Annotated in this window: 21 protein-coding genes and 2 pseudogenes; 15 read left to right on the top strand and 8 right to left on the bottom strand. The window is 61.0% G+C overall.

The window, feature by feature from the left end:
* The first annotated feature begins 13 nt into the window (after window positions 1-13).
* The 6 genes from ABEA12_RS16710 (at window position 14) to ABEA12_RS16685 (ending at window position 6,863) form a co-directional block, all read left to right on the top strand.
* On the top strand, window positions 14-454 hold the full coding sequence (locus tag ABEA12_RS16710; RefSeq protein ID WP_210102351.1) for an SRPBCC family protein: 441 nt from the start codon (window positions 14-16) through the stop codon (window positions 452-454).
* Between the two features lie 182 nt (window positions 455-636).
* Window positions 637-2,076 carry a glycosyltransferase family 87 protein gene (locus tag ABEA12_RS16705; RefSeq protein WP_210102352.1) on the top strand — a complete coding sequence of 480 codons (1,440 nt, stop codon included), beginning with the start codon at window positions 637-639 and terminating at the stop codon, window positions 2,074-2,076.
* Window positions 2,066-3,475 (top strand): phytoene desaturase family protein, encoded by a 1,410-nt coding sequence (locus ABEA12_RS16700; protein ID WP_210102353.1) that lies wholly within the window; start codon window positions 2,066-2,068, stop codon window positions 3,473-3,475. Before ABEA12_RS16705 ends, ABEA12_RS16700 begins: the two co-directional genes overlap by 11 nt.
* The gene (locus tag ABEA12_RS16695; protein WP_345469014.1) at window positions 3,423-4,853 is read left to right on the top strand and encodes a sensor histidine kinase; all 1,431 of its coding nucleotides are present in this window, start codon (window positions 3,423-3,425) and stop codon (window positions 4,851-4,853) included. The genes ABEA12_RS16700 and ABEA12_RS16695 overlap by 53 nt, the downstream gene beginning before the upstream one ends.
* Complete coding sequence (locus ABEA12_RS16690) at window positions 4,850-5,485, top strand: response regulator (RefSeq protein WP_210102354.1); 636 nt, start codon at window positions 4,850-4,852, stop codon at window positions 5,483-5,485. Before ABEA12_RS16695 ends, ABEA12_RS16690 begins: the two co-directional genes overlap by 4 nt.
* A 1,003-nt stretch (window positions 5,486-6,488) precedes the next feature.
* Complete coding sequence (locus tag ABEA12_RS16685) at window positions 6,489-6,863, top strand: hypothetical protein (protein ID WP_210102355.1); 375 nt, start codon at window positions 6,489-6,491, stop codon at window positions 6,861-6,863.
* A 1,642-nt stretch (window positions 6,864-8,505) separates the two neighbouring features.
* Here the strand turns inward: ABEA12_RS16685 and ABEA12_RS16680 are convergent.
* A complete protein-coding gene (locus tag ABEA12_RS16680) occupies window positions 8,506-9,771 on the bottom strand; it encodes an MFS transporter (protein ID WP_210102356.1) in 1,266 nt (421 codons plus the stop codon).
* Between the two features lie 526 nt (window positions 9,772-10,297).
* Here ABEA12_RS16680 and ABEA12_RS16675 point away from each other — a divergent pair.
* From ABEA12_RS16675 to ABEA12_RS16655, 5 genes and pseudogenes are all read left to right on the top strand, one after another.
* Window positions 10,298-11,013: pseudogene (locus tag ABEA12_RS16675) on the top strand (IS3 family transposase); the annotation flags it as partial.
* A 334-nt stretch (window positions 11,014-11,347) separates the two neighbouring features.
* The gene (locus ABEA12_RS16670) at window positions 11,348-12,400 is read left to right on the top strand and encodes a tyrosine-type recombinase/integrase (protein WP_210102357.1); all 1,053 of its coding nucleotides are present in this window, start codon (window positions 11,348-11,350) and stop codon (window positions 12,398-12,400) included.
* Window positions 12,401-12,435: 35 nt separating this feature from the next.
* Window positions 12,436-13,329 carry a tyrosine-type recombinase/integrase gene (locus tag ABEA12_RS16665; protein WP_345469011.1) on the top strand — a complete coding sequence of 298 codons (894 nt, stop codon included), beginning with the start codon at window positions 12,436-12,438 and terminating at the stop codon, window positions 13,327-13,329.
* Window positions 13,326-14,315 carry a tyrosine-type recombinase/integrase gene (locus ABEA12_RS16660; protein WP_210102359.1) on the top strand — a complete coding sequence of 330 codons (990 nt, stop codon included), beginning with the start codon at window positions 13,326-13,328 and terminating at the stop codon, window positions 14,313-14,315. The genes ABEA12_RS16665 and ABEA12_RS16660 overlap by 4 nt, the downstream gene beginning before the upstream one ends.
* Window positions 14,316-14,397: 82 nt before the next feature.
* Window positions 14,398-14,878 (top strand): annotated as a pseudogene (locus tag ABEA12_RS16655) (IS3 family transposase); the annotation flags it as partial.
* Here the strand turns inward: ABEA12_RS16655 and ABEA12_RS16650 are convergent.
* The gene (locus tag ABEA12_RS16650) at window positions 14,766-15,269 is read right to left on the bottom strand and encodes a hypothetical protein (RefSeq protein ID WP_210102360.1); all 504 of its coding nucleotides are present in this window, start codon (window positions 15,267-15,269) and stop codon (window positions 14,766-14,768) included. The pseudogene ABEA12_RS16655 and the gene ABEA12_RS16650 sit on opposite strands and share 113 nt — an antisense overlap.
* Before the next feature lie 463 nt (window positions 15,270-15,732).
* Between ABEA12_RS16650 and ABEA12_RS16645 the strand changes: the two genes are divergently transcribed.
* Window positions 15,733-17,649: an alpha/beta hydrolase gene (locus ABEA12_RS16645; protein ID WP_210102361.1), complete on the top strand. Its 1,917-nt coding sequence runs from the start codon at window positions 15,733-15,735 to the stop codon at window positions 17,647-17,649.
* A 159-nt stretch (window positions 17,650-17,808) separates the two neighbouring features.
* Here ABEA12_RS16645 and ABEA12_RS16640 read toward each other — a convergent pair whose 3' ends face one another.
* Window positions 17,809-17,982, bottom strand: coding sequence for a CsbD family protein (locus ABEA12_RS16640; RefSeq protein ID WP_210102362.1), 174 nt, complete (start codon window positions 17,980-17,982; stop codon window positions 17,809-17,811).
* A gap of 160 nt (window positions 17,983-18,142) precedes the next feature.
* A complete protein-coding gene (locus tag ABEA12_RS16635; RefSeq protein ID WP_210102363.1) occupies window positions 18,143-18,361 on the bottom strand; it encodes a hypothetical protein in 219 nt (72 codons plus the stop codon).
* A gap of 273 nt (window positions 18,362-18,634) precedes the next feature.
* Here ABEA12_RS16635 and ABEA12_RS16630 point away from each other — a divergent pair, with 273 nt between their 5' ends.
* The gene (locus ABEA12_RS16630) at window positions 18,635-19,192 is read left to right on the top strand and encodes a DUF488 domain-containing protein (RefSeq protein ID WP_210102364.1); all 558 of its coding nucleotides are present in this window, start codon (window positions 18,635-18,637) and stop codon (window positions 19,190-19,192) included.
* 166 nt (window positions 19,193-19,358) lie between these two features.
* Here ABEA12_RS16630 and ABEA12_RS16625 read toward each other — a convergent pair whose 3' ends face one another.
* The 3 genes from ABEA12_RS16625 to ABEA12_RS16615 form a co-directional block, all read right to left on the bottom strand.
* On the bottom strand, window positions 19,359-19,592 hold the full coding sequence (locus ABEA12_RS16625) for a hypothetical protein (protein WP_345469006.1): 234 nt from the start codon (window positions 19,590-19,592) through the stop codon (window positions 19,359-19,361).
* A 64-nt stretch (window positions 19,593-19,656) separates the two neighbouring features.
* Entirely contained in the window at window positions 19,657-20,724 is a 1,068-nt protein-coding gene (locus tag ABEA12_RS16620) for a sodium:calcium antiporter (protein ID WP_345469004.1), read from the bottom strand.
* Window positions 20,725-21,191: 467 nt separating this feature from the next.
* Window positions 21,192-22,232, bottom strand: a complete 1,041-nt coding sequence (locus ABEA12_RS16615; RefSeq protein ID WP_210102365.1) for a PDDEXK nuclease domain-containing protein — start codon at window positions 22,230-22,232, stop codon at window positions 21,192-21,194.
* Between the two features lie 308 nt (window positions 22,233-22,540).
* Here ABEA12_RS16615 and ABEA12_RS16610 point away from each other — a divergent pair, with 308 nt between their 5' ends.
* Window positions 22,541-23,437, top strand: a complete 897-nt coding sequence (locus ABEA12_RS16610) for an excalibur calcium-binding domain-containing protein (RefSeq protein ID WP_345469002.1) — start codon at window positions 22,541-22,543, stop codon at window positions 23,435-23,437.
* 263 nt (window positions 23,438-23,700) lie between these two features.
* Window positions 23,701-24,279: an HNH endonuclease family protein gene (locus ABEA12_RS16605; RefSeq protein ID WP_345469001.1), complete on the top strand. Its 579-nt coding sequence runs from the start codon at window positions 23,701-23,703 to the stop codon at window positions 24,277-24,279.
* 409 nt (window positions 24,280-24,688) lie between these two features.
* Here ABEA12_RS16605 and ABEA12_RS16600 read toward each other — a convergent pair whose 3' ends face one another.
* A complete protein-coding gene (locus ABEA12_RS16600; RefSeq protein ID WP_210102366.1) occupies window positions 24,689-25,045 on the bottom strand; it encodes a GNAT family N-acetyltransferase in 357 nt (118 codons plus the stop codon).
* Between the last annotated feature and the right edge of the window lie 190 nt (window positions 25,046-25,235).

Below are 25,235 nucleotides of genomic sequence, written 5' to 3'. Positions count from 1 at the left end.
ATAGAGTGTGGTGGTGAGCACATCCCCATACTTCCAAACCCGCCGTCGCCTTGTCGCCGCTGCGCCCCACGAGATCTTTGAGCTGCTGAGGGACCCGGACATGCACCCGGTCATCGACGGTTCCGGAACGGTGAAGGCCTCAAGCAGCCACGGCGACAAACTCTCTCAGGGCAGCCAATTCGGCATGCAGATGCGCCTGGGGCTGCCCTATCGGATCAGCAACACCGTGGTCGAGTTCGAGGAAGATTCGCGCATTGCCTGGCGGCACTTCAGCGGACACCGCTGGCGCTACGAGCTTGAGGCCGTGGGGACCGGGACGATGGTCAGCGAAACCTGGGATGCCAGCCGCCTGCGGCACAAATGGCTACTTCGGCTACTGGGCTTCACGCGGAGCACCGGGCCGAACATGGAACGCACGCTCGAACGGCTTGCCGCGCAGTTCCCCACGGAATAGGGCCACGCCCCAGCCGGGTTCCACCTCTTGGCCTCGCCGTCGCCGGCGAACAAACGACACTGGATGGCTCGCCAGCCAAAGGACTGTGCTCGGGCGTTCCCCACCGCATTTCAATGGGACAAACCACCGTAAGGCAGCGCGGGTCACCGAGAGGCAGTGGTTGAGCAACTAGGCTGAAACCCATGAGCCATCGACCTGCCCCCGGACCGCCGAAATCGAGGCGTGCCCCGACGCGGATCACCGTGCCGAGCCGCAGCGACGCGTTTTTACGCAAGTTCACCGAGGTCATCGGCGGACCGTTGGGAAGGCACAGCAGCCCGGGGCGGATCAGCCCCGGCTTCTTCACCATCGAACGCGTGCTGGTTCTGCTCACGGTCATTGCGGCGTTGCTCGCGGTGGCATCCAAGAACGCCTGCCGGCTCAACGGCTGGGGAGGAACCAACTCCTACGCGTGGGCCTGTTACTCGGACTGGAGTGCGCTCTTCAACGCCCGCGGATTCGCGGAGAACGCCTTCGCTCCTTTCGCCGCCGGTGCGCAGTTCGAGTACCCGGTGCTGATGTCTGTGGTCTCTTCGCTCAGTGCCGCGGTGATTCCGCACGGTGAATTCAACAGGGTCCTGGCCTTCTACGACCTGAACTTCCTCCTGGTGATCGCGCTGTGGATCCTGGTGGTCATCGCCACCTCCCGCACCGCCGGGCGCCGGCCCTGGGACGCAGCAATGGTGGCGGTGGCCCCCGGGATCATCCTGGCGGTCTCCATCAACTGGGACATGTGGGCCGTGGCGTTCCTGGCCCTGGCCATGCTGGCCTGGTCACGGGAAAAAACGTTCCTGGCCGGGGTGCTCATCGGACTGGGCACGGCGATGAAGGTCTTCCCGCTGCTTTTCTTCGGCGCCGTGATCGTCCTGGCCATCCGCTCCGGGCGCTACAAGCCGCTGTGGGTCTCGCTGAGCGGTGCGGCACTGTCCTGGCTGGCGGTGAACCTGCCTCTGGCGATCGTGAACTTCGATGCCTGGAAGCACTTCTTCACCTTCACCGAGGACCGCAGTGCCGGCCTGTCCTCCTTCTGGCACATCTGGAACGTCACCGCCGGGGTCATTCCGGCAATGGCCACGCTGGACGCCTCGATGATCAATGCACTGGCCTTCGGGCTCTTCGCCGCCAGCTGCGCGGGAATCGCCTACCTTGGCTTGCGCGCCCCGGTGGCCCCGCGGCTGAGCCAGCTGGTCTTTTTGATCGTCGCCTCCTTCATCCTGTTCAACAAGGTTTACTCACCCCAATTCGTGTTGTGGCTGATCCCGCTGGCGGCCCTGGCCTGGCCCAAATGGAAGGCTTTCCTGGTCTGGCAGCTCTTTGAGGTGCTGCACTTCTGGGCGATCTGGATGTACCTCTACGCCACCAACGCCGACATCAAGGCCTCAAACACGTTCCCTACGTCTTTCTACGTCTTCGCCGTGCTGGGACACATGATTGCCACCGGCTACCTGATGTACAAGGTGAGCCAATCGATGTTCGATACCGAGCTGGACCCGGTGCGCCGGGTGGGGCAGGTCGACCCGCAGGCCGGTGCGTTCGCCGGGGCGAGCGACAAGTTCGTGCTTAGGACTACCCATGGCGCATGACGCCGCAGTGATCGGCGCCGGGCCAAACGGCCTGGCCGCGGCCCTTCAACTGGCTCGTGCCGGCCTCTCGGTGCGGCTGATCGAAGCCAACCCCACCGTTGGCGGCGCTGCCCGCACCCGGGAGCTGGGCTACCGAGGGGCGATCCACGACTTGGGATCCGCCGTGCACCCGATGGCCTTGGTTTCCCCGTTCTTCATGGACATCGGGTTAAACGACCACGTTGACTTCCGGGTGCCGGAGATTTCCTTTGCGCACCCGATGGCAGATGGCCGGGTGGGCCTGGGCTACCGGGACCTGGCGCGCACCGTTCAGAGCCTTGGTGCCGAGGGGCCGGGATACGCACGCATGCTGGGACCCGTGGTGCGGGGCATCGAGGAAACCGCCGAGATCCTGATGCACCCACTGATACGGGTCCCTAAGCATCCGGTAGCACTAGCAACCTTTGCGGTGCGCGCCGCAGCGATGATGGTCCCCGGGCTGAGCACCGGGGAGATCGGCACCGCGATGCTCGCAGGTTGCTCGGCGCATACCGCCGGCGGGGGACGCGGCCCCGCCTCCACAGGGGCCGGGCTCTTCCTTGCGGCCTCCGCCCACGGCGCCGGCTGGCCGATCCCCGTCGGTGGTTCCCAGACGATCTCCGATGCGCTGGCCTCGATGTTCCTGGCCGCCGGGGGCAGGATCGAAACGGACACCGAGGTTACCGACCTGGCCCAGCTCGAAGAATCAACGGTTCTCTTTGACACCTCCCCGGAGGCGATGGCACGGATCGCCGGGGATGCGCTACCGGCAAAATACCGCAAGCGCTTGGCGTCGACCCGCCGTGGCCCGGGATCCTGCCTCATCCACTACGTGCTCAATTCACCGGTGCCGTGGCGCAACGCCGAACTTGCCGGCGCCGGGACCATCCACCTGGGCGGAACCGCCGCGATGATCGGACGCGAGGAGCGTCGGATCCGCACCAACGTATCTTCTGCCCCCTACGCGATCGTGTCCCAGCCAAGTAATTTCGATCCCTCGCGGGCCCCTGAGGGAAAGCACGTGCTGTGGGCCTACTGCCACGTGCCCAACGGACACCCCGGGGACATGCGTGAGGCGATGGACCGCCAGATCGAGGCCGTGGCACCCGGGTTCAGGGACACCATCGAGTACGCGCAAAGAACCAACGCGCCGGGCCTGGTAGCCCAAAACCCCAACCTGGTCGGCGGAGACATCTCCGGGGGAGTAACCGACATCCGCGGCATGCTCGCCCGCCCGGTGCTCTCGCCGGACCCGTGGCGTACCCCGGCCAAGGGCCTCTACCTGGCCTCCAGTTCCACCCCGCCGGGCCCGGCGGTACACGGGATGAATGGCTACCTCGCAGCGCAAAGCGCCCTGCGCCACGAGTTCGGGCTCCGTTGAGGCCAGCCTACATCCGGTGGACTCAACCCTTTGGTGGAGCCGGGCGGCAGCTGTGCGGCGCTACGCTGGGTGGGTGATCGTTGATGCCCAGCACCCCAACCCCGGCGGTTTGGATGACCCCGTACTGGCCCCGGGACCCTCGGCCGGGGAAACGGTGCTGCGCGTATTGCGCGTGGGGTTGCACGTAGGCTTTGCCGCCCTGCTGGCGGTGGGACTCATGCGGGTGTTGCTCTCCGGTCCCGGCATGGCCGTGGGGATCACCGCCGCCATACTGTCTTTCCTGCTTGCTGTCCTCTACCTGGCAGGGACCGTGGCCGAGAAGCGTCACGCCACGGGCCGGGCGCCGAGCACGGTGCCCTGGGCCAAATGGTGGCTTGGGGGAGTGGTGGTGCTGTGGCTGATGCTGCTCTTCCTGCACCCCGACTACTCCTGGCTGGCGTTCCCGCTGTTCTTTTTGCACCTGCATATACTGGGCCCCCGCCATGCACTCCTCGCCGTTGCGCTGCTCACCGCAGCGGTCATCGCCGCTGGCTGGTACCACTCCGGATCGCTGGCGCTGGCGGCAATCGTGGGACCGGTGGTCGGGGCGATCTTCGCGGTGATCATGGGCATGGCCTACCGGGCGCTGTACACCGAGGGCGTGAACCAGCGAGCCGCCCTGGATGAACTGCGTGCCACCCGCGCTGCGCTCGCCGAGGAACAGCACCGCGCCGGGACCCTGGCCGAACGCACCCGGCTGGCCCGCGAAATCCATGACACCCTGGCCCAGGGCCTGTCCAGCATTGTGCTGGTCTCCCGCGCTGCCTCTGCGGCCCTTGCCGCGGGGGATACCGAATCCGCGGCCGAACGCCTCACTACCATCGGGGACACCGCCGCCGAGAACCTGGCCGAGGCCAGGGACTTCGTGGCTGATTTATCGTCCTCGGGAGACGGTGCCGGGACCCTCGCCGGGAGGTTGCGCCGACTGTGTGCCTCCACCGAACGTACGGCGACCGCCGCCGGGCAGGGCTTCGACGTGGCCTTCCGCCAGGATGGGGCCGCCACGGCCTTGCCGGCGGAGATCTCCTCCGCGCTCTGGCGCGCGGCGCAGTCGGGGCTGGCCAACGTCGCGGCCCACGCACACGCCAGCCAGGCGGTGATCAGCCTGGGGTACCTGCCCGATGCGATCACCCTTGACGTCTTCGACGACGGGGACGGCATGGACACCGCCACCATCCCCATCAGACCGCGGCCCGACGGCACCGGTTACGGGCTTGCCGGACTGCGTGAGCGCCTGGGGCTGCTGGGCGGAGCTCTGGATATCGAATCGGCACCCGGCGAGGGGACGGTACTTGCCGTCCGCATCCCGTACACCGGCGAAGAAAGCCACGGACGATGAGAAACCTGAAGATCATGCTCGTCGATGACCACCCCGTGGTGCGCGCCGGACTGCGCGCGGTGCTCACCGAACAAGGCGGGCTAGAGGTGCTGGCAGAGGCGGGGGACGGGGCCGCCGCCCTGGCCCAGCTGGAACGGCTGGGCACCCTGGGCCAACGCGTCGACGTGGTGCTGATGGACCTGCAGATGGACGGGATGGACGGAGTGAGTGCCACCCGCCAGATACGGGCCCTGGGCGGCGCGCCGGTACTGATCCTGACCACCTACGATTCGGACGCAGACATCCGCGCCGCATTGGATGCCGGGGCGGTGGGCTACCTGCTCAAGGACGCACCGCTTCCCGAGGTACTCGCCGCCGTCGAGGCCGCGGCAAAGGGCGAGCAGGTGCTTTCGGCCGACATCGCCGCGCGCTTCGCACCCGAGGCGCGGGCCAACAGCACGGATGTGAGCCCGCGGGAACTGGAACTGTTGCAATTGCTGGCCCGCGGAAAAACCAACAAGGAAATCGCCGCCGCACTGTTCATCTCCCAGTCCACCGTCAAGACGCACCTGATCCACATCTACGACAAGCTCGGGGTGGACAACCGCACCGCGGCGATCGACCGGGCCCGGGGGAACCGGCTGATCCGCTAGTTCTCATATCGAGGGAGTTTTTCCTGTTTGGGGCCAGCGTTCGGAAAGATCGTGAGTCGCGTGTAGCTTCACCATTGAATCGCCCTCATGTGCTTAACGCGGTAATGCACGTAGGTGGACTCGATAGGGACGAATCATAAGAATTTGATCCACCGCGAGCCGACGACTGTCTCAACAAACCATCTTTTGATGGGATGCCGCACCACTTGTCCCCACGCCGAAATCTAAACGCAGTGAACCGCAGAATTTCGGGGCAACCAAAATTCTCAATGTGGTGTCTCGTGTCCTTTTTCTCAAATAAGATCAAATCTAACGCTTGGTAAGACCGGGGAGTGGGATTATCCGAGCATAATCTCTTCCCCTCGATGCCGGGCACCAACCTGCCGGCTGTCGCACGAATCGTCCGCGAGTACTGTGAAGAACTCCAGGTCCCGTCCACGGTGGCGAGGTTGGCGCAGGCCTACGCCCCAGTGATCAGCCACATTGACAAGGTCGGGCTCTCCGCTCGCGACCCGTTCGAATGCCCGATGGCGGACGAGTACCGCCCCCACTCAAAAAGGGGAAGCACGGCAGCCCGTTGGCACCGTGCAGGGAAGATCTGCAAGGCGACAAACATCTGCCCAGCAGACTGTAGCCGACCACCACGAAATCGCCTCAAGCGCCAGGACGGGGATTCCACGGCCGGGCGCGTGGTGTTTTCACGGCTTGGGGGATAAACGTCTTCACTGTTTTCCCGGACCGAGGCACAGGCGACAAGATGCCCGCACCTCGACGGCGGGCGAGGGACTTGTTCCAAGTAAACGGAAGGCCCCTCTATGCCAGAGGGGCCCTCAACGAATGGGGTGGTTTGACTCGGTTTAGGTTTAATTTAACGGCGACGTGTCCCTCCCCTCTTGGCCGGTCAAAGCCATCAACGGATGCAATTACAAATATGCTAATAATGGGTTCCGTGGCCTGTCAAATCGATTCCCGCCAGTCATTCCATGGCAGAACACAGGGAGCAGTGATCCCAGACATCCAGGAGCGGACCAACCCTCACTCCGGACCAAAATGCTCAGGTGTCCGGTCGCGCGCCGAACCAACCTTTTCAGTGGACTGCATCGAGGTCCTGGCCAACAAAATTGTCGATGACCCCACGGGCAGGAACTTGCAGGTCAAAGCCCAAGCACCCGAGAACACCAGCTTCTTCAGCGGAACAGGCAAGGAACCCTGTGAATCAAGCGCCGTAGGTGAGCCCTCAGCCGCACTAAGCATTTCTGCGGAGGCTTTCGTGCCCCAGATGACCTATTCGCTGCGTTGCCAGGACCAAAACCGCACCACGGAGCGGACCGCAAGCATCGGCTACCTAGACTTCGACTATGCATTGGTTGCCCCATGAGGTAACGCCTTTGCTTGTGGCGATCCGATGATCGCGATCGACAGCTTCTCGTCCCTGGGGGGCCATCACCGGCTGGCCAACAGGATCTGAACGCCGGTGAGGCCACTACGGCTAGGTCGCCCCGGGCATCCCGGGGAGACGTAGCCGTAAGTTAGCGGCTCGGCTTGGCTTGGTGCGCAAACCCTCCCAAAGTCCCCGGAAACTTGGGGATTTGATTTTCTCTCGGAGCAGTACTATATTTTTTGCATGCGGGGGAATACCGCATGGCAGTACCCGGCCGTCGGACAGTTTTAGGCGGCCACCGCAGTAAGGAAGTACCAGTACTAAAGCAGTAGCCGGAGGGCGTGGTCGTCGGACAGTTTGAGACGGTCGCAGCAGTTCAGTAGGACCAGTAACCCCGGTAGTAAAGCAGTACCAGCAGTACAGCAGTAGCCGGAGGGCGTGGTCGTCGGGCAGTTTGAGGCGGCCGCAGCAGTTCAGTAGGACCAGTAACCCCGGCAGTAAAGCAGTACAGCAGTACCCGGTCGTCGGACAGTTTGAAGCGGCCACCGCAGTAAAGAAGTACCAGCAGTACAGCAGTAGCCGGAGGGCGTGGTCGTCAGATAGTTTGCGACGACCGCAGCAGGACAGCAGAACCAGCAACCCCGGCAGTAATTCAGTACCAGCAGTAAATCAGTAGAGCAGTACCCGGAGGGCGTGGTCGTCAGACAGCTTGCGACGACCACAGCAGTACCAGCAACACCGGTAGTACCTGCAGTACCGGGCCGTAGGACAGCTTGAGACGGCCACAGCAGTAAAGCAACACCCTTATGGGGCGGGTTAGTGATGAATCTGTATTCATCACTAACCCGCCCTTTGACGTTCTTGCTAAAGTTTGCGTCGACCACGAGCTGCGTACCTCTATGGCAGGAATCGGAGTTGACGCTATCCATAATAAATCACCCTGGGATCTTGGCGGGTATCCCTCAGTCGCCCGCTGAAGCTTCCGCGTAGGGTTCCCCGGCGGACGAGTCTAACCAGCTTTCCAGGATCAACTGCGCTCCGGGGCTATACGAACTACTTATCTGACGGTATCGTCGGATATTTTCCTTTTCCACAAGCCAACCCTTCCAGAATTTCCGGGTGCTCGTGAAGAGCCGGTGAAGGCTCCGGTGGGGGAGTGGCTACATCAGCCCCTTGGTCAGACTCGATAGCTGCCTTCCAGCTGCGGTCTTGTTAGCCGGTGCTCTAGCGTGGGATCGTGTCCTCCTAGTGTGTGTCAGGGGTTGAGGAATAATGCTCAGGAAAGTCACTTTAGTGACTGATCTTCTTTGATCTGGCGGCAATTTTGTTCTTGAATATGTCGATTCTGTTGTGACCGGGGTTTTCCTCAGTTGTTTACCGTCACTGCTTGTCGACGGGGATTTCACAGGGTTTTGTTCCTTGCTGCCGTGTATTGGCAGACGATCGTCTCTCGACAAGATGCTTAGCGTGACTAACGCGAGCTTTGGTCCTCGAACCCCTCATTGGCAGTGGGTGAGCACCGCGTGGTGTTGAGGTTGAAAAGAACCCGGTGACGCGAGACTGTCACGCCGGGATCTGTAGGATCCGGGAGGGTGAGATCCCCTCCGGCCACCCGCCTCGGGGTCGTGGGTAGCTGGGTCTACACGACCTGGCTGGTCTCGATGCGCTCCAGAGCCTGGGGCAGGTGCTTGCGCGAGTTCAACGCGACGACGCCCAGCGAGATCGCACACAAAGCGATGGTGCCGGTGATGATCGACGTGTTCCCGACCCACTGGGCGATGAACGCCACCACGGTCGGCGCGAGGAACCCGGCGTAGGCCAGCGTGTAAAAGAACCCGGTCAGTGTGCCGAGCTCGTCGGGGCCCGCGGCGCGCTGCAGCTCGAGCAGCCCGCCGACCATCAGCAACCCGTTGCCGCAGCCCAGCAGGGCCGCTGCAACCAGCCCCAGCACGGGACTGTTCAGCAGGATCGCCGACAACGCTGTGCCCATGCCCAGCAGCACCACCGCGACGCCGGTCAGCAGGGAACGGGCGTTGCTGGTGGTGTCTAGGCGGCGGGCCAGCGGCTGGATGAGCACGCCGCAGCCCATGGTGATCGCCACCGCCACCGTGGTATAGGCCAGGCGCGCCTCACGCATCGCCGGGACCATTTCGGGGATGACGACAAACCCCATGGTGGCGGCCGCGAAGACCCAGGGTGCAGCAGGTGCGATGACGACCCAGAAACGTTTGTGTCCCCCGGCAGTGACCTGTCCGGAGTCGCTCGGGGCGGGGGTAACGCCAATTGCCAGCTGCTTGGCCCTGTGCGGACCCGGACGCGGTTGCCGCGTTCGGGTTTCGGGCAGCCGCACAAGCACGAAGAGCAGCGGTACGCACAGCAGGATGTGCACCGCGTACGGAAGGATGTCGGGGACCGGTGCCCAGGCCACCAGCATCCCACCAGTGACTGGACCAAGCCAGAAGCCCGCCGAGGTCAGCAACGAGGCGCGCCGTGCCCCGGAGCCGGGTACCGAGGAAGCGTCCCAGGGCAGCTGGGAGAGTTCCTTCACCCAGCTGGTCGCCGCGGCCATAGCCAGGCCTGTGGCGGTACCGGCCAGCAGCCTGCCGATGACTAGCGGCACCGGACCAAAGGCCAAGCCCATCAGCGCAATGCTGGCCGCCATGGATAGCACCACGGCCAGGATCGCCAGCCGCTTGCGTCCGGTGCGATCCGAATACCGCCCGCCCAGCAGCAGCGCCGGAACCAGGCTGAGCACGTACACACCCAGCAGCGAGGTCACCAGGACTTCGGAGAAGCCGTGTTCCTCCCGGTAGTGGACCAGCAGCGAAACGTATTGGTTGGCACCCCAGCCGACCATCATCAAGCTCAGTGCCGCAGGGAACCAGTACTTGGCGGGACGTGACATGGGTCGATGCTCTCTCAAATTTCTAGGCTACATGCATCACATGCATTGCCCGCCAGTGTTCCATGATTGCCCACTACCTGCCGGGTTGATGACGCCGTTCAGGAGCCCGGAAGCCGTTCAGTCACCGCCGGCACACTGAAGTGTGTGAGCCAGACCAGCACCCAGGTCCCTTCCAGAACCATGCACCTGCCAAACGCGGCCCTTTACGCGATGTCGACCGCCGTGGATAGGGGTCTTGGTGGTAACCGCGGTAAATTGAGCGATAGGCTCCCGGCTCCCGGCTCAGGTTCAGGGCGGGCCGATGGCGGTGCGATGCTCTGCAATGACGGTGTGGGCTGGGCCCGATCTGCCGGGGAACAGTGGTTGGCGCTAAGGAATCTGTTTGGACGACGTGGTTCAGGTGTTGCTGAGGGGCAGGTGGCTGTAAATGGAGGCACGGGAGACTCTCAGAGCTGGGCTGCTCTGGATATTTCGGACAGTGGACCCCATGAAATGATGGGGACTACCGGAATGAGGAATCACCGAAATGTCATCAACACGACGCAGGTTCAGCCAAGAATTCAAGGATGAACTGTGCCGCGAAGTCATCGACTCGTCCAAGCCCATCAAGACCGTCGCCACCGACTACGGTGTGGGCACCGAGACGCTGCGCAACTGGCTAAAAAAGTACAAGGAAGCGAACGGGACCGCCGAGTCTGAGCCGGAGTTAAATGTCTCTGACCGTGCCCGGCTCAAGGAACTGGAACGCGAAAACCAGGAGCTGAAAGCTGAGGCTGCGTTCCTAAAAAAAGCGGCCGCATACTTCGCAAGGGAGCCACGATAGTGGCGAAGTATGAATTCATCGACTCCTACGCTTCCGAGGTCGAGAGGCCGCCGGCGGTGCTGAAGATGTGCCGCTGGTTGGAGGTCTCCCGCTCGGGTTTCTACCACTGGCGCTCACGGCCAGTCTCGGCCACCGCGGCCCGCAGGACGGCCTTGGCTGACCGCGTGCAGCACTTCTTCGAGGAAGCCGAGGGGACGTACGGATACCGCAGGATCCACGCGGACCTTCAAGCTGAGGAAATCGAATGCTCCCCAGAGCTGGTGCGCCAAATCATGCGTCAAGAAGGCTTGGTTCCGTGCCAGCCCCGACCTTTCAGGACCACCACGGTCGCTGACGCCGAAGCGGCAGCTGCCATGCCGGATCTGGTCCAGCGGGACTTCACCGCCGACCGTCCAGGCATCAAATTTGTTGGCGATATCTAATGCCGACGTCGGCATTATATGTCCTATGCCGACCTTCGGATTATGCCGATCTTTCCCGCTCCGTGCAGGGCTGGCGGGCTACTGGGCTCTAGAAGGTCGGCATAGTTCGGACCATGCTTCAAACACTAGATGTTTGGAGGTGAGGTTCGTGACGAAGAGATCGTTGACGGCCCGACCACATGCGGAACCGATTCCACGGAGACCGGTAGGCCCATTGGTGCCGGTGGTGCTGGATGAGTGTCGGACATGGTTATTAGGGCAAGGGTATTCACAACAGTCGGCGGCTGGGATAGTGAATTTGGCGGCACGCCTGAGCCTATGGATGCAGGGGGTGGGCATCGAGGTCCACGCCATTGATGCGGAACTGCTGGCTCGGTTCGTTGCTGCGGAACGTTCGCGCGAGTTCGTATGCGTGACGGTGAAAGAATCGATGAGCGCGATGCGCAGATTCTTGACTGATGCCGGTTATCTGAGCGCGACTTCGGTCGTTGGTGACCCGGTCACCCCAGCACAGGTTGAGATTGTGCAGTGGTGTTTATGGATGCGTGAGAATCGTGGTTTGACCGAGAAATCTATAGCGGCTTGTTGCTATTACGCTGCCGGGGTTTTGGATCTGATCGCGGCAGACGGGAGTGTGCAATGGGCGCGGCTGGACGCGCAAGCCCTCAACGAATACATCGCTGAGCGTGGCCGCCCTTATGGTGTGGTGACGCGTGCTCACATCGTTGATGCGATCCGTTGCCTGCTGCGGTGGGCTTTGAGTACCGGACGTCTCGAGCGTGATCTGAGCGCGGGGATCCTCAAACCAAAAGGGACCTCGCGCGCTCTGCCGCGTGGGGTGAATTCCGAACAAGTTGCGGCTTTGTTGGCCGCGTGTGATCCAGCGACAGTAATTGGAGCCAGAGACTTTGCCGTGCTTGTGGTTTTGGTCCGGCTGGGTTTGCGTGCGGGTGAGGCTGCCCGTTTGAGCCTTGACGATATCGACTGGGCGCACGGACAACTCAGGGTCACAGGGAAAGGCCGGGAACTCATACTGCCGATACCCGTGGACGTGGGGCAGGCGTTGACGGGTTGGTTGAAGCTACGACCGGTCGCCTTGGACCGGGCAGTGTTCGTGCGAATGAAGGCGCCACGCCATACGCTGACGCCCGCTGCAATTTCTGCAATCATTGCCAAGCTCTCGCACTTGGCCGGGCTGGAAACAATTTACGCTCATCGGCTCCGACATACTGCCGCGATGGACGTTTTGGCTGCGGGAGGCTCCTTAACTGAAGCGAAAGAACTCCTGGGCCACCGCTACACGGTCACCACGATGGCCTATGCGAAAGTCGACCTCGCCTCGCTGCGTGAGTTGGTCGTTCCGTTTGGGCAGGTGCCGAGATGATCACGCTGCGCGACCGCTTGAAGGAGTACTTGAGGATGCGTAGGTTGCTCGGGTTCCAGCTCAATGAAGTCGAACGGCAGGTGGGACTGTTCTGTACTTGGTTAGAAGGACGGGGACAGCTACAAACCTTCACCATCGACGACGCGGTCACGTGGGCTCGACTCAATCCCGATGCGCACCCTTCGTGGTGGGCGACACGGTTGTCCCTGGTTCGCCGTTTCGCCGCATATCTCAACGCCATCGGTATTGATGTCCCGATCATCCCCAAGGGTCTGCTGGCAGCCAAGAAACCACGAGCGGTGCCGTTCATTTACAGCCAGGACGATATCGATGCGCTTCTCACCGCTTGCGGTTCAACGTTCGCGGACCCACGTGTCGCTGCGACCGTACGCACTGTCATTGGTCTTCTCATATCTACCGGCCTGCGGATCAGTGAAGCACTCAACTTGAGGGTCGAAGACATTGATTTTGACAACGAGGTGCTGGTGATCAAAGCAGCGAAGTCTGATGAACGGCTCGTGCCCATCCATGCTTCAACCACCGCAGCGCTCACTAACTACCTCACTCTGCCCGCGAGGATGGACACACATCCGGACCCACGCGGCCCGATCTTCGTCACCGCCAACGGAACCGGATATGGATACGTGTCCTTCTTCTCCTTGTTCAAACGAGCACGGGAAGCTGCCGGGCTCACCCCACGAGGCCGGGCACGCCCGAGACTGCACGACCTGAGGCACACCTTCACGACCGCGCACATGACCGTCGCTTACGCCCATCACAAGGACCCCGACCGGGTTTTGTCCCTGTTGGCAACGTGGCTGGGACACGCTGATGCCGCCCATACCTACTATTACCTGACCGCGACCGGAGAACTGATGTCCCTAGCCGCAGGAATGCTCGAGACTGAGGCCGAAAGAGAGTCATCATGAATGCCCTCGCCACCAGCCTGCAAATCTATTTCACAACCTTCGCCCACACCCAGCGCGATCTTTCCGTGAACACCATCGCTTCTTACCGTGATACCTGGCGGATGCTGCTGAAATACCTGAGCGAGACACTCAGAATTCGCGCCGACGCACTCGATTTCGACGTCGTGACCGCACTCAACGTCACCGGCTTTCTCGATCACCTCGAACACGATCGGGGCAACAGCGCCAAGACTCGTAATACTCGCTTGACAGCGATCCGCGCCGTGCTCGGCCGAGCACTTCCAGAGCATCCCGAACATGCCGCAACCATCGTTCAAGTCCTCGCGATCCCACCCCGCCGCACGACCAGACCCCTCATCGAGTTCCTCACTCCCGTTGAAACCGATGCGCTACTGGCAGCACCCGATCAGCAGACATGGACCGGCCGCCGCGACCACGCACTCCTAGCCATCACGATCCAAACCGGACTTCGTATCAGTGAGATCTGTTCGCTGACGTTTGAGGACATCAACCTCGGTACTGGAGCACACATCGCCTGCACCGGCAAAGGACGGCGACAACGCATCACCCCTCTAACAAAGAGCACCGTGACCACGATGAAGCGCTACCTCACAGAACGCGCCAACCACCCTGGAACTGCACTATTCTGCGGACCACACGGGCTTCCGCTCTCACGTGACGCGCTCGAACATCGCCTGGCAAAACACCTCATTGCCGCGGAAAGCACCTGTCCCAGCTTCTCCGCCAAACACGTCACCATGCATACCCTGCGACACACAACAGCGATGAATTTACTCATCGCCGGCGTTGACGTCGCTGTCATAGCGCTCTGGCTCGGACATTCCGACACCCACAGCACCGACGCCTACCTCCACGCCGACCTGGCCATGAAGCAAGCCGCGATAGACCGAACCCGACCACCAGGAATAACTGCCGGTACCTACCAGCCTGAACCCGACATCCTGGCCTGGCTCACATCCCTCTAACTATGCCGACCTTCTAGAGCTCAGTAGCCCGCCAGCCCTGCACGGAGCGGGAAAGATCGGCATAATCCGAAGGTCGGCATAGGACATAACCTATATCCACACGTGGCAGGGCTTCATCTACCTAGCCACGGTTATCGACTGCTATTGCCAAGAAAGTCGTCGGCTGGGCGATCGAGGATCACATGCGCGTTGAACTCGTGGAAAGGGCACTGCGCAATGCTTCGGACACGATGCGGATCGAGCCTGACGCAATTTTCCATTCAGACCGTGGGAGCGTTTACACCTCGGCCTCGTTTAGGGCCTTGGTCATCAGCCTAGGGATGCGGTCGTCCATGGGGAAAACCGGTATTTGCTGGGACAACAGCCAAGCCGAGACGTTTTTCTCAGCCCTGAAAAACGAGCGCGTTTGCCGTACGACGTACGCCACAAAGGGGCGTGCCCGTAGTGACGTCATCCGCTACATCGAGGGTTTCTATAACAGTCGCAGGCGCCATTCGGCACTCGATTACCGGCGGCCGAATGAAGTCCATTATAGTTATCAGCAGCCGGCCACGGCAGCGTAGAGAAACCACTAATCCGCTGTCCGAAAAGTCCGAAGCAGCCCAGTACAGCCACGGTTTCCTGGCTGGACTTTGCCAAGGAACGGGTTGAAGCTTCGACCTTGGCCAGCTGGGCCTTGGTGACTTCAGGGCTCTTCAACGGGATGGCCTTGGAGATGCGATCATCACTGCAGTACTTCAAGACCGCCGGATCCCCACCGGCTGCGTCAATCTTCGAAGGAGAGAGCCGGGCGCCGGAAGCCGGGGTCTTGTCCCCGGTGTAGGTGGGGGCATTGACTGATGAGGTGGAGACACTGGGAGCATCTGGAACAGTTGCCTGAGCCGTGGTGGGGAGTGCTGCGAACACCAAGGCCAAAGCCAAGGCGCCGGCGGATAATGACGGAAGACGTTTCAAAGCGAACTCCTTCAAAGGGCCGCTCTGCACCGGCAGTGGCTAGGGTGTGGAGTCGAATCGAACCATGAAGAGGTATGCCAGGGAATACCGGCGGAGTAACAATCTTTGGTCCGTGCCCACTGAGATCTGGAACAGTGATGCAGGAGCACTGTGGCGAAGCCGGGCAACGGCGTCGCATTTGCTTCATCTATCGTGAGTCCCCGCTAAGAATCTTTAAGAAAATCATGGGGCACCCTCCGGTGACTTGCTTTGAATCGGCAGAATTTTTCAATCATCTAGAGCATCACTGGGTGTTAGAGATACAAGCCATCATCGGTACGTCATTTTTGTGTCCATAACGATGTGCTTCCAAGCCTTGTTTTTTCCATCAGATCACCGATACTTCAATCATGGCCAAGTGACCGCACCATCAATGAACCGTCCAAGACGCCATGCCGAGCACCTACTTGTGAAGGAAACTGACATGGCACATAAAAGATTCGGTGGCGCCTTGGGCATGGCGACGGCGGTGGGACTGCTGGCTGGAACCGTCTTCATCGCCCCGGCCAACGCAGCACCACCATTGACCAAGGACACCCCCGCGGTGAGTGCACCCACGGTGCAGATGGCCAAGAAGCCCACGCATGACACGACGAGCAAGGCCGAACGCAAGCGCGTCGATGGGGTCAAGACCCCCAAAGCCAAGTGGTTCAACTGCTCACCCCTTGCGGCCGGTGCCCAGTGCTCGACCGTGAAACTGCCGCTGGATTACGACAACCCACGTGGAGCCAAGACCGAAGTCGCGATGCTGCGGATCAAGGCCAAAAACCAGAAAAAACGCATCGGAACCCTCTTCGTGAACCCCGGGGGACCTGGCGGGTCAGGCATCGAGATGGCCGCGATGGCCACCTACTTCATGAGCCCCAGTGTCCTGGAGCGCTTCGACATCGTGGGCGTAGATCCTCGGGGCACCAACTTCAGTGACAACGTACGCTGCTGGAAGAACCTGGGGGTCCAGGACACCGCCTTGGCCGGAATGAATGTTCCCTATCCGGATACACCTAGGGAAACGCGCGCCTTCGTGAAATCAGCCAAGGCTTTCGGTAAGGCCTGCTCCACCGCCGGTAAACCGCTCTCCGCCTCGATGTCCACCGCCGAGGTCGCCCGTGACATGGATGTGCTGCGCCGCATGGTGGGGGATAAGCAGCTGACCTACCTGGGGTTCTCCTACGGCAGTTACCTGGGCACCGTCTATGCCAACATGTTCCCTGACCGGGTTCGTGCCGTGGCCATTGACGGGGTCTTGGATCCCAAGGCTTGGGCGGGAACCGCCTCCACCACTGGCACTCCGCAGACCCAACGCATCAAATCGGGCGAGGGAGCCGAGAAGGCCATGCGCGGGATCTTGAGTCGTTGCAAGAAGGCCGGCAAGGACTATTGCATGCTGGCCTCTCAGGGGGATCCGGAGAAACTGTATCGTGCGATCATAGCGGAGCTGAAGCGTGAGCCACTGGTGTTCTCGGATCCTGATTATCCCCAATTTGATTACTCGTTGACCGCAGCAATCCAGACTGCGGGCTTGCTCAGTTACATGTATGACCCCCAAGGGTCCTCCGTCGTGGATTGGGATCTGACGTATGTTCTGCAGATGTTGCAGGATAGGGCAGCCCAGAAAGGCACGACGTTCCCGAAAACCTCGACCAAGACCAAGGCCCCTGCTAAGGCGCCGACCAAGACGCAGCTGAATATTGCGCACAAGGCCCTTGTGAAGAGCATGCGTGCGGTCGAAGTCGAACAGAAGGCTGCTGCTAAGGAAACAGCGCGCATGGCGGCCGCCACCGGGTTCGCCTTCCCCTACAACAATTCATCCGAAGCGTTCCAATCGGTGCTGTGCACCGATTCACGTAACCCCGCCAAGGCCGATAACTGGTCCCGTTACGCAGCAACCGCGAGTAAGACCGCGCCGGGCTTCGGTCAGCTCTGGACCTGGGCTTCGGCCCCGTGCGCCAGCACCACGTGGAAGGCCAAGGACGAAGATTCCTACAAGGGGCCGTTCACCCGTCGGACCAAGAACCCGTTGTTGGTGGTGGGAAACTACTGGGATCCAGCCACCAACTATGCCGGGGCCAAGAAGGTTGCGAAGTTGATGCCCAACAGTAGGCTTCTGAGCAGCAACAGTTGGGGCCATACCGCCTATGGCACCTCGAAGTGCGTTACCGATTCCATGGACCGCTACTTGTTGACCAAGCGGCTGCCGGCCAGTGGAAAGCTCTGCGTTGGGGATGAGCAGCCGTTCACCTACAAGCTCGATGATTCCGGTGAGCAGCGTCGTAAGTCGGGCCCTGAGCGTCAGCTGCCACCGGTGGTGCCGCCGCTTCCTGGTGCACTTCCCCGCACCTAACACTCGCAAGAGGCAACGAGTAGAAACTGAGAAGGACGGAACCGTGATCACGGTTCCGTCCTTCTTCGGTGTTGAAGCACAGTGTTGAAATTGAAGCACTGTGTTGAAGCACAGTGTTGAAATTGAAGCACTGTGTTGAAGCAGTGCCATCGGGGAAGCTTACTTTTTGAAGGAGTCCTTGATGTCTTCGCCGGCCTGCTTCGTCTTGCCGGCAGCCTGGTCTTTTACGCCTTCGGCCTGCAGCTTCTTGTTATCGGTAGCATCGCCGAGGCCTTCCTTGGCCTTGCCGGTGGCTTCCTGAGCCTTGTTGCTGATCTTATCTCCGAGTCCCATACTTTTCTGCCTTTCCTTTGACCGATGTACTGACGAAGCCAGCATAACCACAACCGGGCGGGTTACGCATCAAAAATGCATGCCGTTCACTGACCCCGGGCAGCGGTGTACCGGGGGATCGTGGTGGTTGAGCCGGTGATATTGCTTGACGGGGTTGAGGTTACTTCTTTTTTTCTTCGAGGCGCAGTGCGATGCCGATGGCGAAGAAGGTCGGCGCCCAGTGGCCGACGAAGATTCCCCATCGGTCGGACTGTGCACGACTGTGTGCTGGTTTCCCGCGGCTGATCAGCCATGAGGTGAAGGACAACGCGATCGAGGCGAAACCACCGATGTAGGCGTAGTCGCTTTTTACTCCGAGGTCATGGATTTTTTCAATCATGTTCGTACCCGTTTCCTGTGCTGTGGGGACCAAAGAACCAGTCTTGCACGGAGCTGCGGGGGTTGAGAAGTTATTTGTCGAACCAACGGGTCCACAGCGTGGCACCGGAGTTTCAGGACATTCTCCAACTTTTTCTCGATGCCCGGATCCAACGTTCTGCCCCGAGGAGTGATCTGGTGTGCTGCCAGACTGGAAGGGCAGCGTCGGCAGGGGACAGGAGAAGTTACCCGGTGGATACTGACTGCACAGACACAAAGGATATGGAGTACGCCGATGAAGGAACAATCAACTGAACAGACGCAGCTTCGTGTCTTCACGATCGGTCATTCCACCCGTGAGTTCGACGAGGTACTGGAAATGTTGCGGGCTAATGCTGTCACGGCGTTGGTGGACGTGCGTTCATATCCGTCTTCACGAAAGTTCCCGCAGTGGAACCAAGCGGCCATCGAAACCGCCCTACCTCCTGATATCAGGTACCGGTGGATCCGGGATCTGGGTGGCCGCAGACACACACCCGCCGGCGTCTCCAGCCCGAACGAGGGATGGAGGGTTAAGGCCTTCAGGGATTACGCCGATTACATGTCAAGTGCGCAGTTCGGTTCCGGGTTCGCTGAACTGCTGGAAGTCGCAAAACAATCCGTACCGGCGATCATGTGTAGCGAGGCGGTGCCGTGGCGGTGCCACCGGCGACTGATCACCGATGCGTTGCTAGTTGCCGGTGTTGAGGTCTTCGACATCATGTCGTCCTCTTCAACCCGACCAGCGAACATGACCGAATTCATCAAGGTGCACTGTGGGGACATCACCTACCCTGCACCCGAAGAAGAATAAGCATAACTTATACCCGGCTGGCCGCGGTCCTGGCATCGACGCAGAACCATGCGTCCATGTGCCTGCGCGTTGATGCTTTAATACCGTGTCCTAGTCAGCGGATTCTGCAATAGGATAAATACTCAGAAACGTATGTGCGGTTATCGGCGAATGGGCAGTGAGAGGCCTACTTCGTGGAGTTTGGGTGGTGCGTGTGGACGTCGAACAGAGCTACCGTTTTTCCCTCGACGTAGAACCAGATCCTGGCCCCGTTGGAGAGCTCATATTGACGGCGCCTGTGGGTGGTGCCGTGGTGGGCAGCGAATTCCAGGTCACCCTTCATGCCGTGGCAGGTGGAGTCGCTGGCCAGAGGATCGAGTGTCAGCCGTTCCCATGCCTGGACGACGGTGTTCCTCTGCACTGCAAGGACAGCTGTCCACCCCTTGCGGGCGTTGGAGGTTCAGAAGATGATTTCGAACTCGCTCCTAGCCTGTGGCGATGGCGAAGAGTCCGGCGATGCCGACGGCGTAGAGCACAAGAACGATGAGGGAGTCGACTCCCATCTGTGCTATCCGTCGTTGGGGACGAAAGAGTAGCCCCACTATATAGACGACGGTGAGTAGGATAGCCAGGGCTGTGAGGTAAATATCCGTGGCTTGGGCCTGCGGGAGGACTGGTTTGCCGGATATGAGCGCGGCGAGCAGGAATAAGACGGGTAGGAAGGCGTTGCCGCCGAAGATGTCACTCACGGCAAGTTTGTAGTCGCCATGGCGTACCGAGGCCAGGCCAGTGGAGATTTCGGGTAGGGAGGTCGCCAGGGCTAGGACGGTTGCTCCGAAGAGCACCCCGGAGAGACCGATTTGTTCCGCTGCTGCGCTGCCGCTTTCCTCAAGTGCGACTCCGGCTACCAGGGTAGCGATGGCCGCGATGGCGAAAATAGCGACGGAGGCACCGGTGCCGTGTTTTTTATTGTCGTTGGGTTGGGCTTTGGTTTTGCTGTGGCCCTTGGGTTCGGTTTGGCTCTGGGGAGCTTCGCCCTGCTCCTGCCATGGCAAATGTTTTTGTGCGCGGTGGACGAGCATCAGTCCAATGACCCAGGTGGCCGCGATCAAGACACCTGCCGGTGTCAGGCCGGCAAAGATCAGGCCGGTGGGCATCTGGCTGCCGGCGATAACGATTCCGAGGACCGCGACAACGGTCAGTGCTTCGATGACGAGGGTCAGGGAAGCGGCTTTGTACGTGAGGGGATGTTTTCCTTTAACTCCAAAGACGTCCAGCACCACCAGAACGACCGTTTGCAAGGCGATGCCACCAAGAATGTTGCCCACAGCTACTTCCAGGTTTCCCGAGATTGCAGCGCTGACGGTGATAGCAAGCTCGGGGAGGTTCGTTGCTATAGCCAGGAGGATCAATCCGCCCAACGCCGAGCCCAGATGGAACCGCTGGTCCAGGATGTTGGTTTTATTGGACAGTTGAATCCCCGCGAACCAGATGACTACGGCAGCGGCAATGAATATGAGAATGAGAATCCACAGGGGCAGGGATGCCAACATTCGTGCAATCCAATCCGGGTACGTGGCCCACGAGCCAACATCTATTTGCGGTTACGTAATGATGATCCTCTCCCCAGCAGGTTATGGGAATGGTTCGTGTTGACTCATGAAAAGTGTGGCTCCGCCGCACGGACGAGGTCGGCCTCCAAGCCGGCGGGGCATCTTCCGCCCGGCCCCTGGCCGTGGCTTCATACACCTACGAGGCACTTCCGGTCGAGGAGAAGGCCGTCGTGTCGTCCCCGGATGCCAGTACGGAAGCCCGGCAGTACGATCCGGGGAGTGAACCGGAGGCGTGACGCATCGGCCCGACACCATCGAACGACACATAGCCACGATGCGAGGTTCCCTTGCCCTGGATGGGTTCGCCTCGAGGGAGACAACTTTTCGGATGTGCTGTTATCGGCAGTTCGAGGCGACGCTTGGATGGGATCGAGCTTTGCTTCGACTGACAACTTACTGTCCGCCGGCTAGGATTCGTCCGGTTCCGCCCAGTCCAGTGCTACGGCGATTTCGTCGGCGTCGGGAAGTGCCTGCTGTTCCGCGGGGGGCAGGTTCTCGTAGGTGTAGGTGGACACGGCCATGGGCGTGTTGGACTGGTTCAACGCGTACCTCACGGTGTGGTCGTCGCGGCTTCCGCAGATCAGGATGCCCACGGTGGGGGAGTGAGCCGGGCGGCGGAGCTTGTCATCGACCAGGGCGATGTAGAACTGGAGCTTGCCGGCGTACTCCGGCTGGAACTTCCCGGTCTTCAGTTCCACGACAACGTAGCGCAGCTGCTCGACATGGAAAAAGAGAAGGTCGAGGTAGAAATCGTCGCCGTCCACGTCGAAGTGGACCTGCCTGCCGACGAACGCGAAGCCGGGACCGAGCTCACGCAGGGTTTCGACGATCCGGTCCATGAGGGCCTGTTCGAGGTCGCGTTCGGCGATCTCTCCGGTGAGGCCCAAGAACTCGAGGGCGTAGGGGTCCTTGGCCATTTGCTGCACCAGTTCAGACTCAGGGGCCGCCAGGTGCCTGTCGAAGTTGGAGGGGGCGGCGCCGGTGCGTTCCAGGGTCTTGTTCATGATCATGTTCATCAGGACGTTCCTGGACCAGCCGTGTTCCACGGCAGCGGCGGCATACCAAGCCCGGGATTCCGGTCCCAGGTCCTTGTCCAGCAGGACCCGGATGTGGCCCCACGGCAAATGTCCCACAGGCTGTGGGACATTTAGATCCCAGTCCTCCCACGCCGCAGCGAAGGCGCGCATGTAGTGCAGATTGCTGCGGGACAGGCCTGTCATTTCTGGGAACTCTCGGCGCAGGTCAGCCGCCAGCCGGGTGATGACGGCGCTTCCCCAGCCCTGGCGTTCCTGCTCTGTCAGGATCCGGGTTCCGATGTTCCAGTACAGGTCGATGAGGGCGGTGTTCACGACCCGCTGGGCCTGCACCCGGGCGGAGAGGACGTGGGCCTTTAGGTCGGTGAGGAATTGGGCGTAGCCCTCGGGGACGAGGGAACCGTTTGTGGACATGAGGACCAGTTTATCGCCGGCCCCAAACCCGGAATAACAAGGGCAGAAGCGTTTCAGGTCTGCCGGGATGAGCAGGTATCGAGCTGAAGTGGCCGTCGCGCGATTGCCGGTGTGCGGAGCATCTTTCCTGGATGCGCAAAAAGCGCCGTGACGGGACCCGAATGAGAACGGACGGCAGATGTTCGCCACTCGCCGCTTCACGGTGAGAAGTCAGCATGTGTAACCGAGTGACAGCAAACTTCTGTTCCTGATTCTAGGAGCTAGGATGAGCCTTTCCATTTGTTTTAGTTTCGTTGGGGGAACGTCTCATGAATAACGCTTCGGTGCACCTGCCTGTCCAAAAGAGTCCACGTCCACCCAAGTTCTGGATCGTTGTAGCGGCGCTTGTGGTCCTGCTCGTCCTTCTGCTGGTGTTCGCCCCGCTTCTGGTGTTGTTGCTGAGCCTCGCGGTGCTAGTCGTGGGCCTGCTTGCTCTGGTGACCGGGCGCATACGCTGGGCGCGCATTCCCAACCGCCGATTCGCCGGCGGCGTCGCCGGCGGATCTTTCGGCCTGCTGCTGGTCTCGTTTGTGGTCTTCGGGCTGAGCCTGCCAACGGAAACCACCGAGAACCCGCCGGTCGCGGGGATTGTTGCCCCCGCTGCCGCCGAGCAGGCGACCCTGGCCAGTTTCGTAGGCCAGGCCTGCGAGGCCGACCACCTGGTGATGACCCAGGGAAACGAGAGCAACTACTGCAACAAGGACACCACCGGGGCCTTTGTCTGGGTGGACCAGGCGAACCACGACCAGGCCACTGCGCAGGCGAAGGAGCAGGCCGACAAGAAAGCTGCCCAGGAAAAGGCAGCACAGGAAAAGGCTGCCGCCGAGGCCAAGGCGAAAAAAGAAGCCCAGCAGAAGGCTGCGGCGAAGAAGGCAGCCGAGGAAAAATCCGCTGCGGAAGCCAAGGCGAAGGCGAAGAAGGAAGCCGAACGCAAGGCCGCTGCGGAGGCTGACGCCGAGCGGGCGGCAGCGGCCGCCGAGGCCGAGCGGGAAGCCGAGCGGCTGGCCGAGGCGGAGTCGATGGTGGAGGACTCCGCGGGGTCCTCGGCCTACTACGAAAACTGCTCTGCGGTCCGGGCGGCCGGCGCCGCCCCGATCTATTCGGGCGATCCGGGGTACAGCAGCAAGCTGGACCGCGATGGCGACGGCGTGGGTTGCGAAAACTGATCCGGACCCGGGGGCAGGGACTTTTCGTCCTTGGAACTTCCCTCGCGTGGCTCCTGTCGGGCTGCGGTGCGCCAAGCGCCGCAGCCCCGGCGGCCGAGCCGCTAACCATCCATTCGGAGGCGGCCACCCCCGCACCGATCACCATCCGGTCGGAAGCTCCGACACCGGTGGCCGCCCCCACGTCGGCTGCCGAACCTTCACCAGCACCCCGGAGCGCGCCAGCGAAAGCCGAGCCGCCGAAAGCCGCACCCGGGAGCGGGACCGTGCTGGCTCAATTGGCTTCCATCGAGATCAAGGGCAGGGCGCCAAAGACCGGGTATGACCGCGACCTCTTCGGGGCCGGGTGGAAGGACCCGGACCGCAACGGGTGTGATGCCCGCAACGACGTCCTGGGCCGGGACCTGCTGAACACGACGGCGAAACCCGGGACGCACGGCTGCGTCATCACCACGGGCACCCTCTACGACCCGTTCACCGGCAAGACGATCCACTTTATCCGGGGACAAGGGACAAGCACGAAGGTCCAGATCGACCACGTAGTCGCGCTTTCGGATGCCTGGCAGAAGGGTGCCCAACAACTGGACGCCGGGGATCGCCTGGAGTTCGCCAATGACCCGCTGAACCTCCTGGCCGTTGACGGACCCACCAACGCCTCAAAGGGTGACGGTGACGCCGCGACCTGGCTGCCACCGAACAAGGAGTTCAGGTGCGACTACGTCGCCCGGCAAACCGCGGTCAAGGCCAAGCACGGGCTCTGGATGACCCGGGCCGAACACGACGCAATCCACGCCACCATCACCAACCAATGCCCCAACCAAGGAGCCTTCGCCACATCCGGCTAACCAAGATCCCCGTCGCCGGAATCTAAGCATTAGAAGGGCCGGCGATTACGGCTTAATGCCTCCGCCAAGCTGGACCGGAATCCAGAAAGCCCCATGATGGCGAGAACAGTCGTAACGGAATCAAGAGAGCACCACGTGTTCTATGCGTGAGGCTCAACGACAGATGAGAGGGTTCGCGGAAATCGAGGCTTCTTATCAAAGGATCCTCTGCTGAGACCTGACGATTCGCGCTCGAAGCAGCAATAACCTGCGCGAAAGATAACCAAACGTTCTCAACAAACTGTCGCGGGACCTTTGGAACGACACTCACGACAGGATCACGAATACTCATCCTTCATGCGGAGGACCGGCGGCTAAGGTGAGCGCAATTCTGCTTGGCCGGACGCTGGCATGACCGCCGCAGGGGTGTTCAGTTCATCGGCTGGTATGAATGGTCTCCCTGTAGCTCGAAGAGTTTGGGTGCATTTTCTTCGCCGGCGATGGATTCCATGAAGAGACGATCCAGGTTTCCAGTCATCTTTTTCACCAAGTATGGTCGGTCGCGGCCGAGCTGGTCGAAGACCTTATGCATCATGTCGCTGGCGATGCCGTGCTTCCGATAAGCGGCATCGACGTAGAAGCCACTGAGGTAGGTGAGTTCGGGAGCATGCTCCCAGCGCTTATAGGTAGCCTCGCCGATAACCGCTCCGTCGTCGGTAAAGGCCGCGAGTTGTCCCCATGAATCGGTCGGCGTTTCACCGACCCAACGAATCGTGATGTTCTCCATGACCGCATTATGGCAGTTTCAGATTCTGAAAAGCAAGATCTCAGGATTAAGCGTGTCGTTCTGGGGTATACCCCAACTAGACGTAAGACTGGCATATTAAATGATGTCATATTAGGGTTCGTATTCTTATTAATGGACAGAGTTTGGTCGAGCTCATAGAATCTAACCTGACAATGAGCAGGGTTTTCTA

This window comes from Paeniglutamicibacter antarcticus (genome assembly GCF_039544305.1).
In the GTDB taxonomy this organism is placed as follows: Bacteria; Actinomycetota; Actinomycetes; order Actinomycetales; family Micrococcaceae; genus Paeniglutamicibacter; species Paeniglutamicibacter antarcticus_C.
This window is presented reverse-complemented; position numbering and strand designations above follow the sequence as displayed.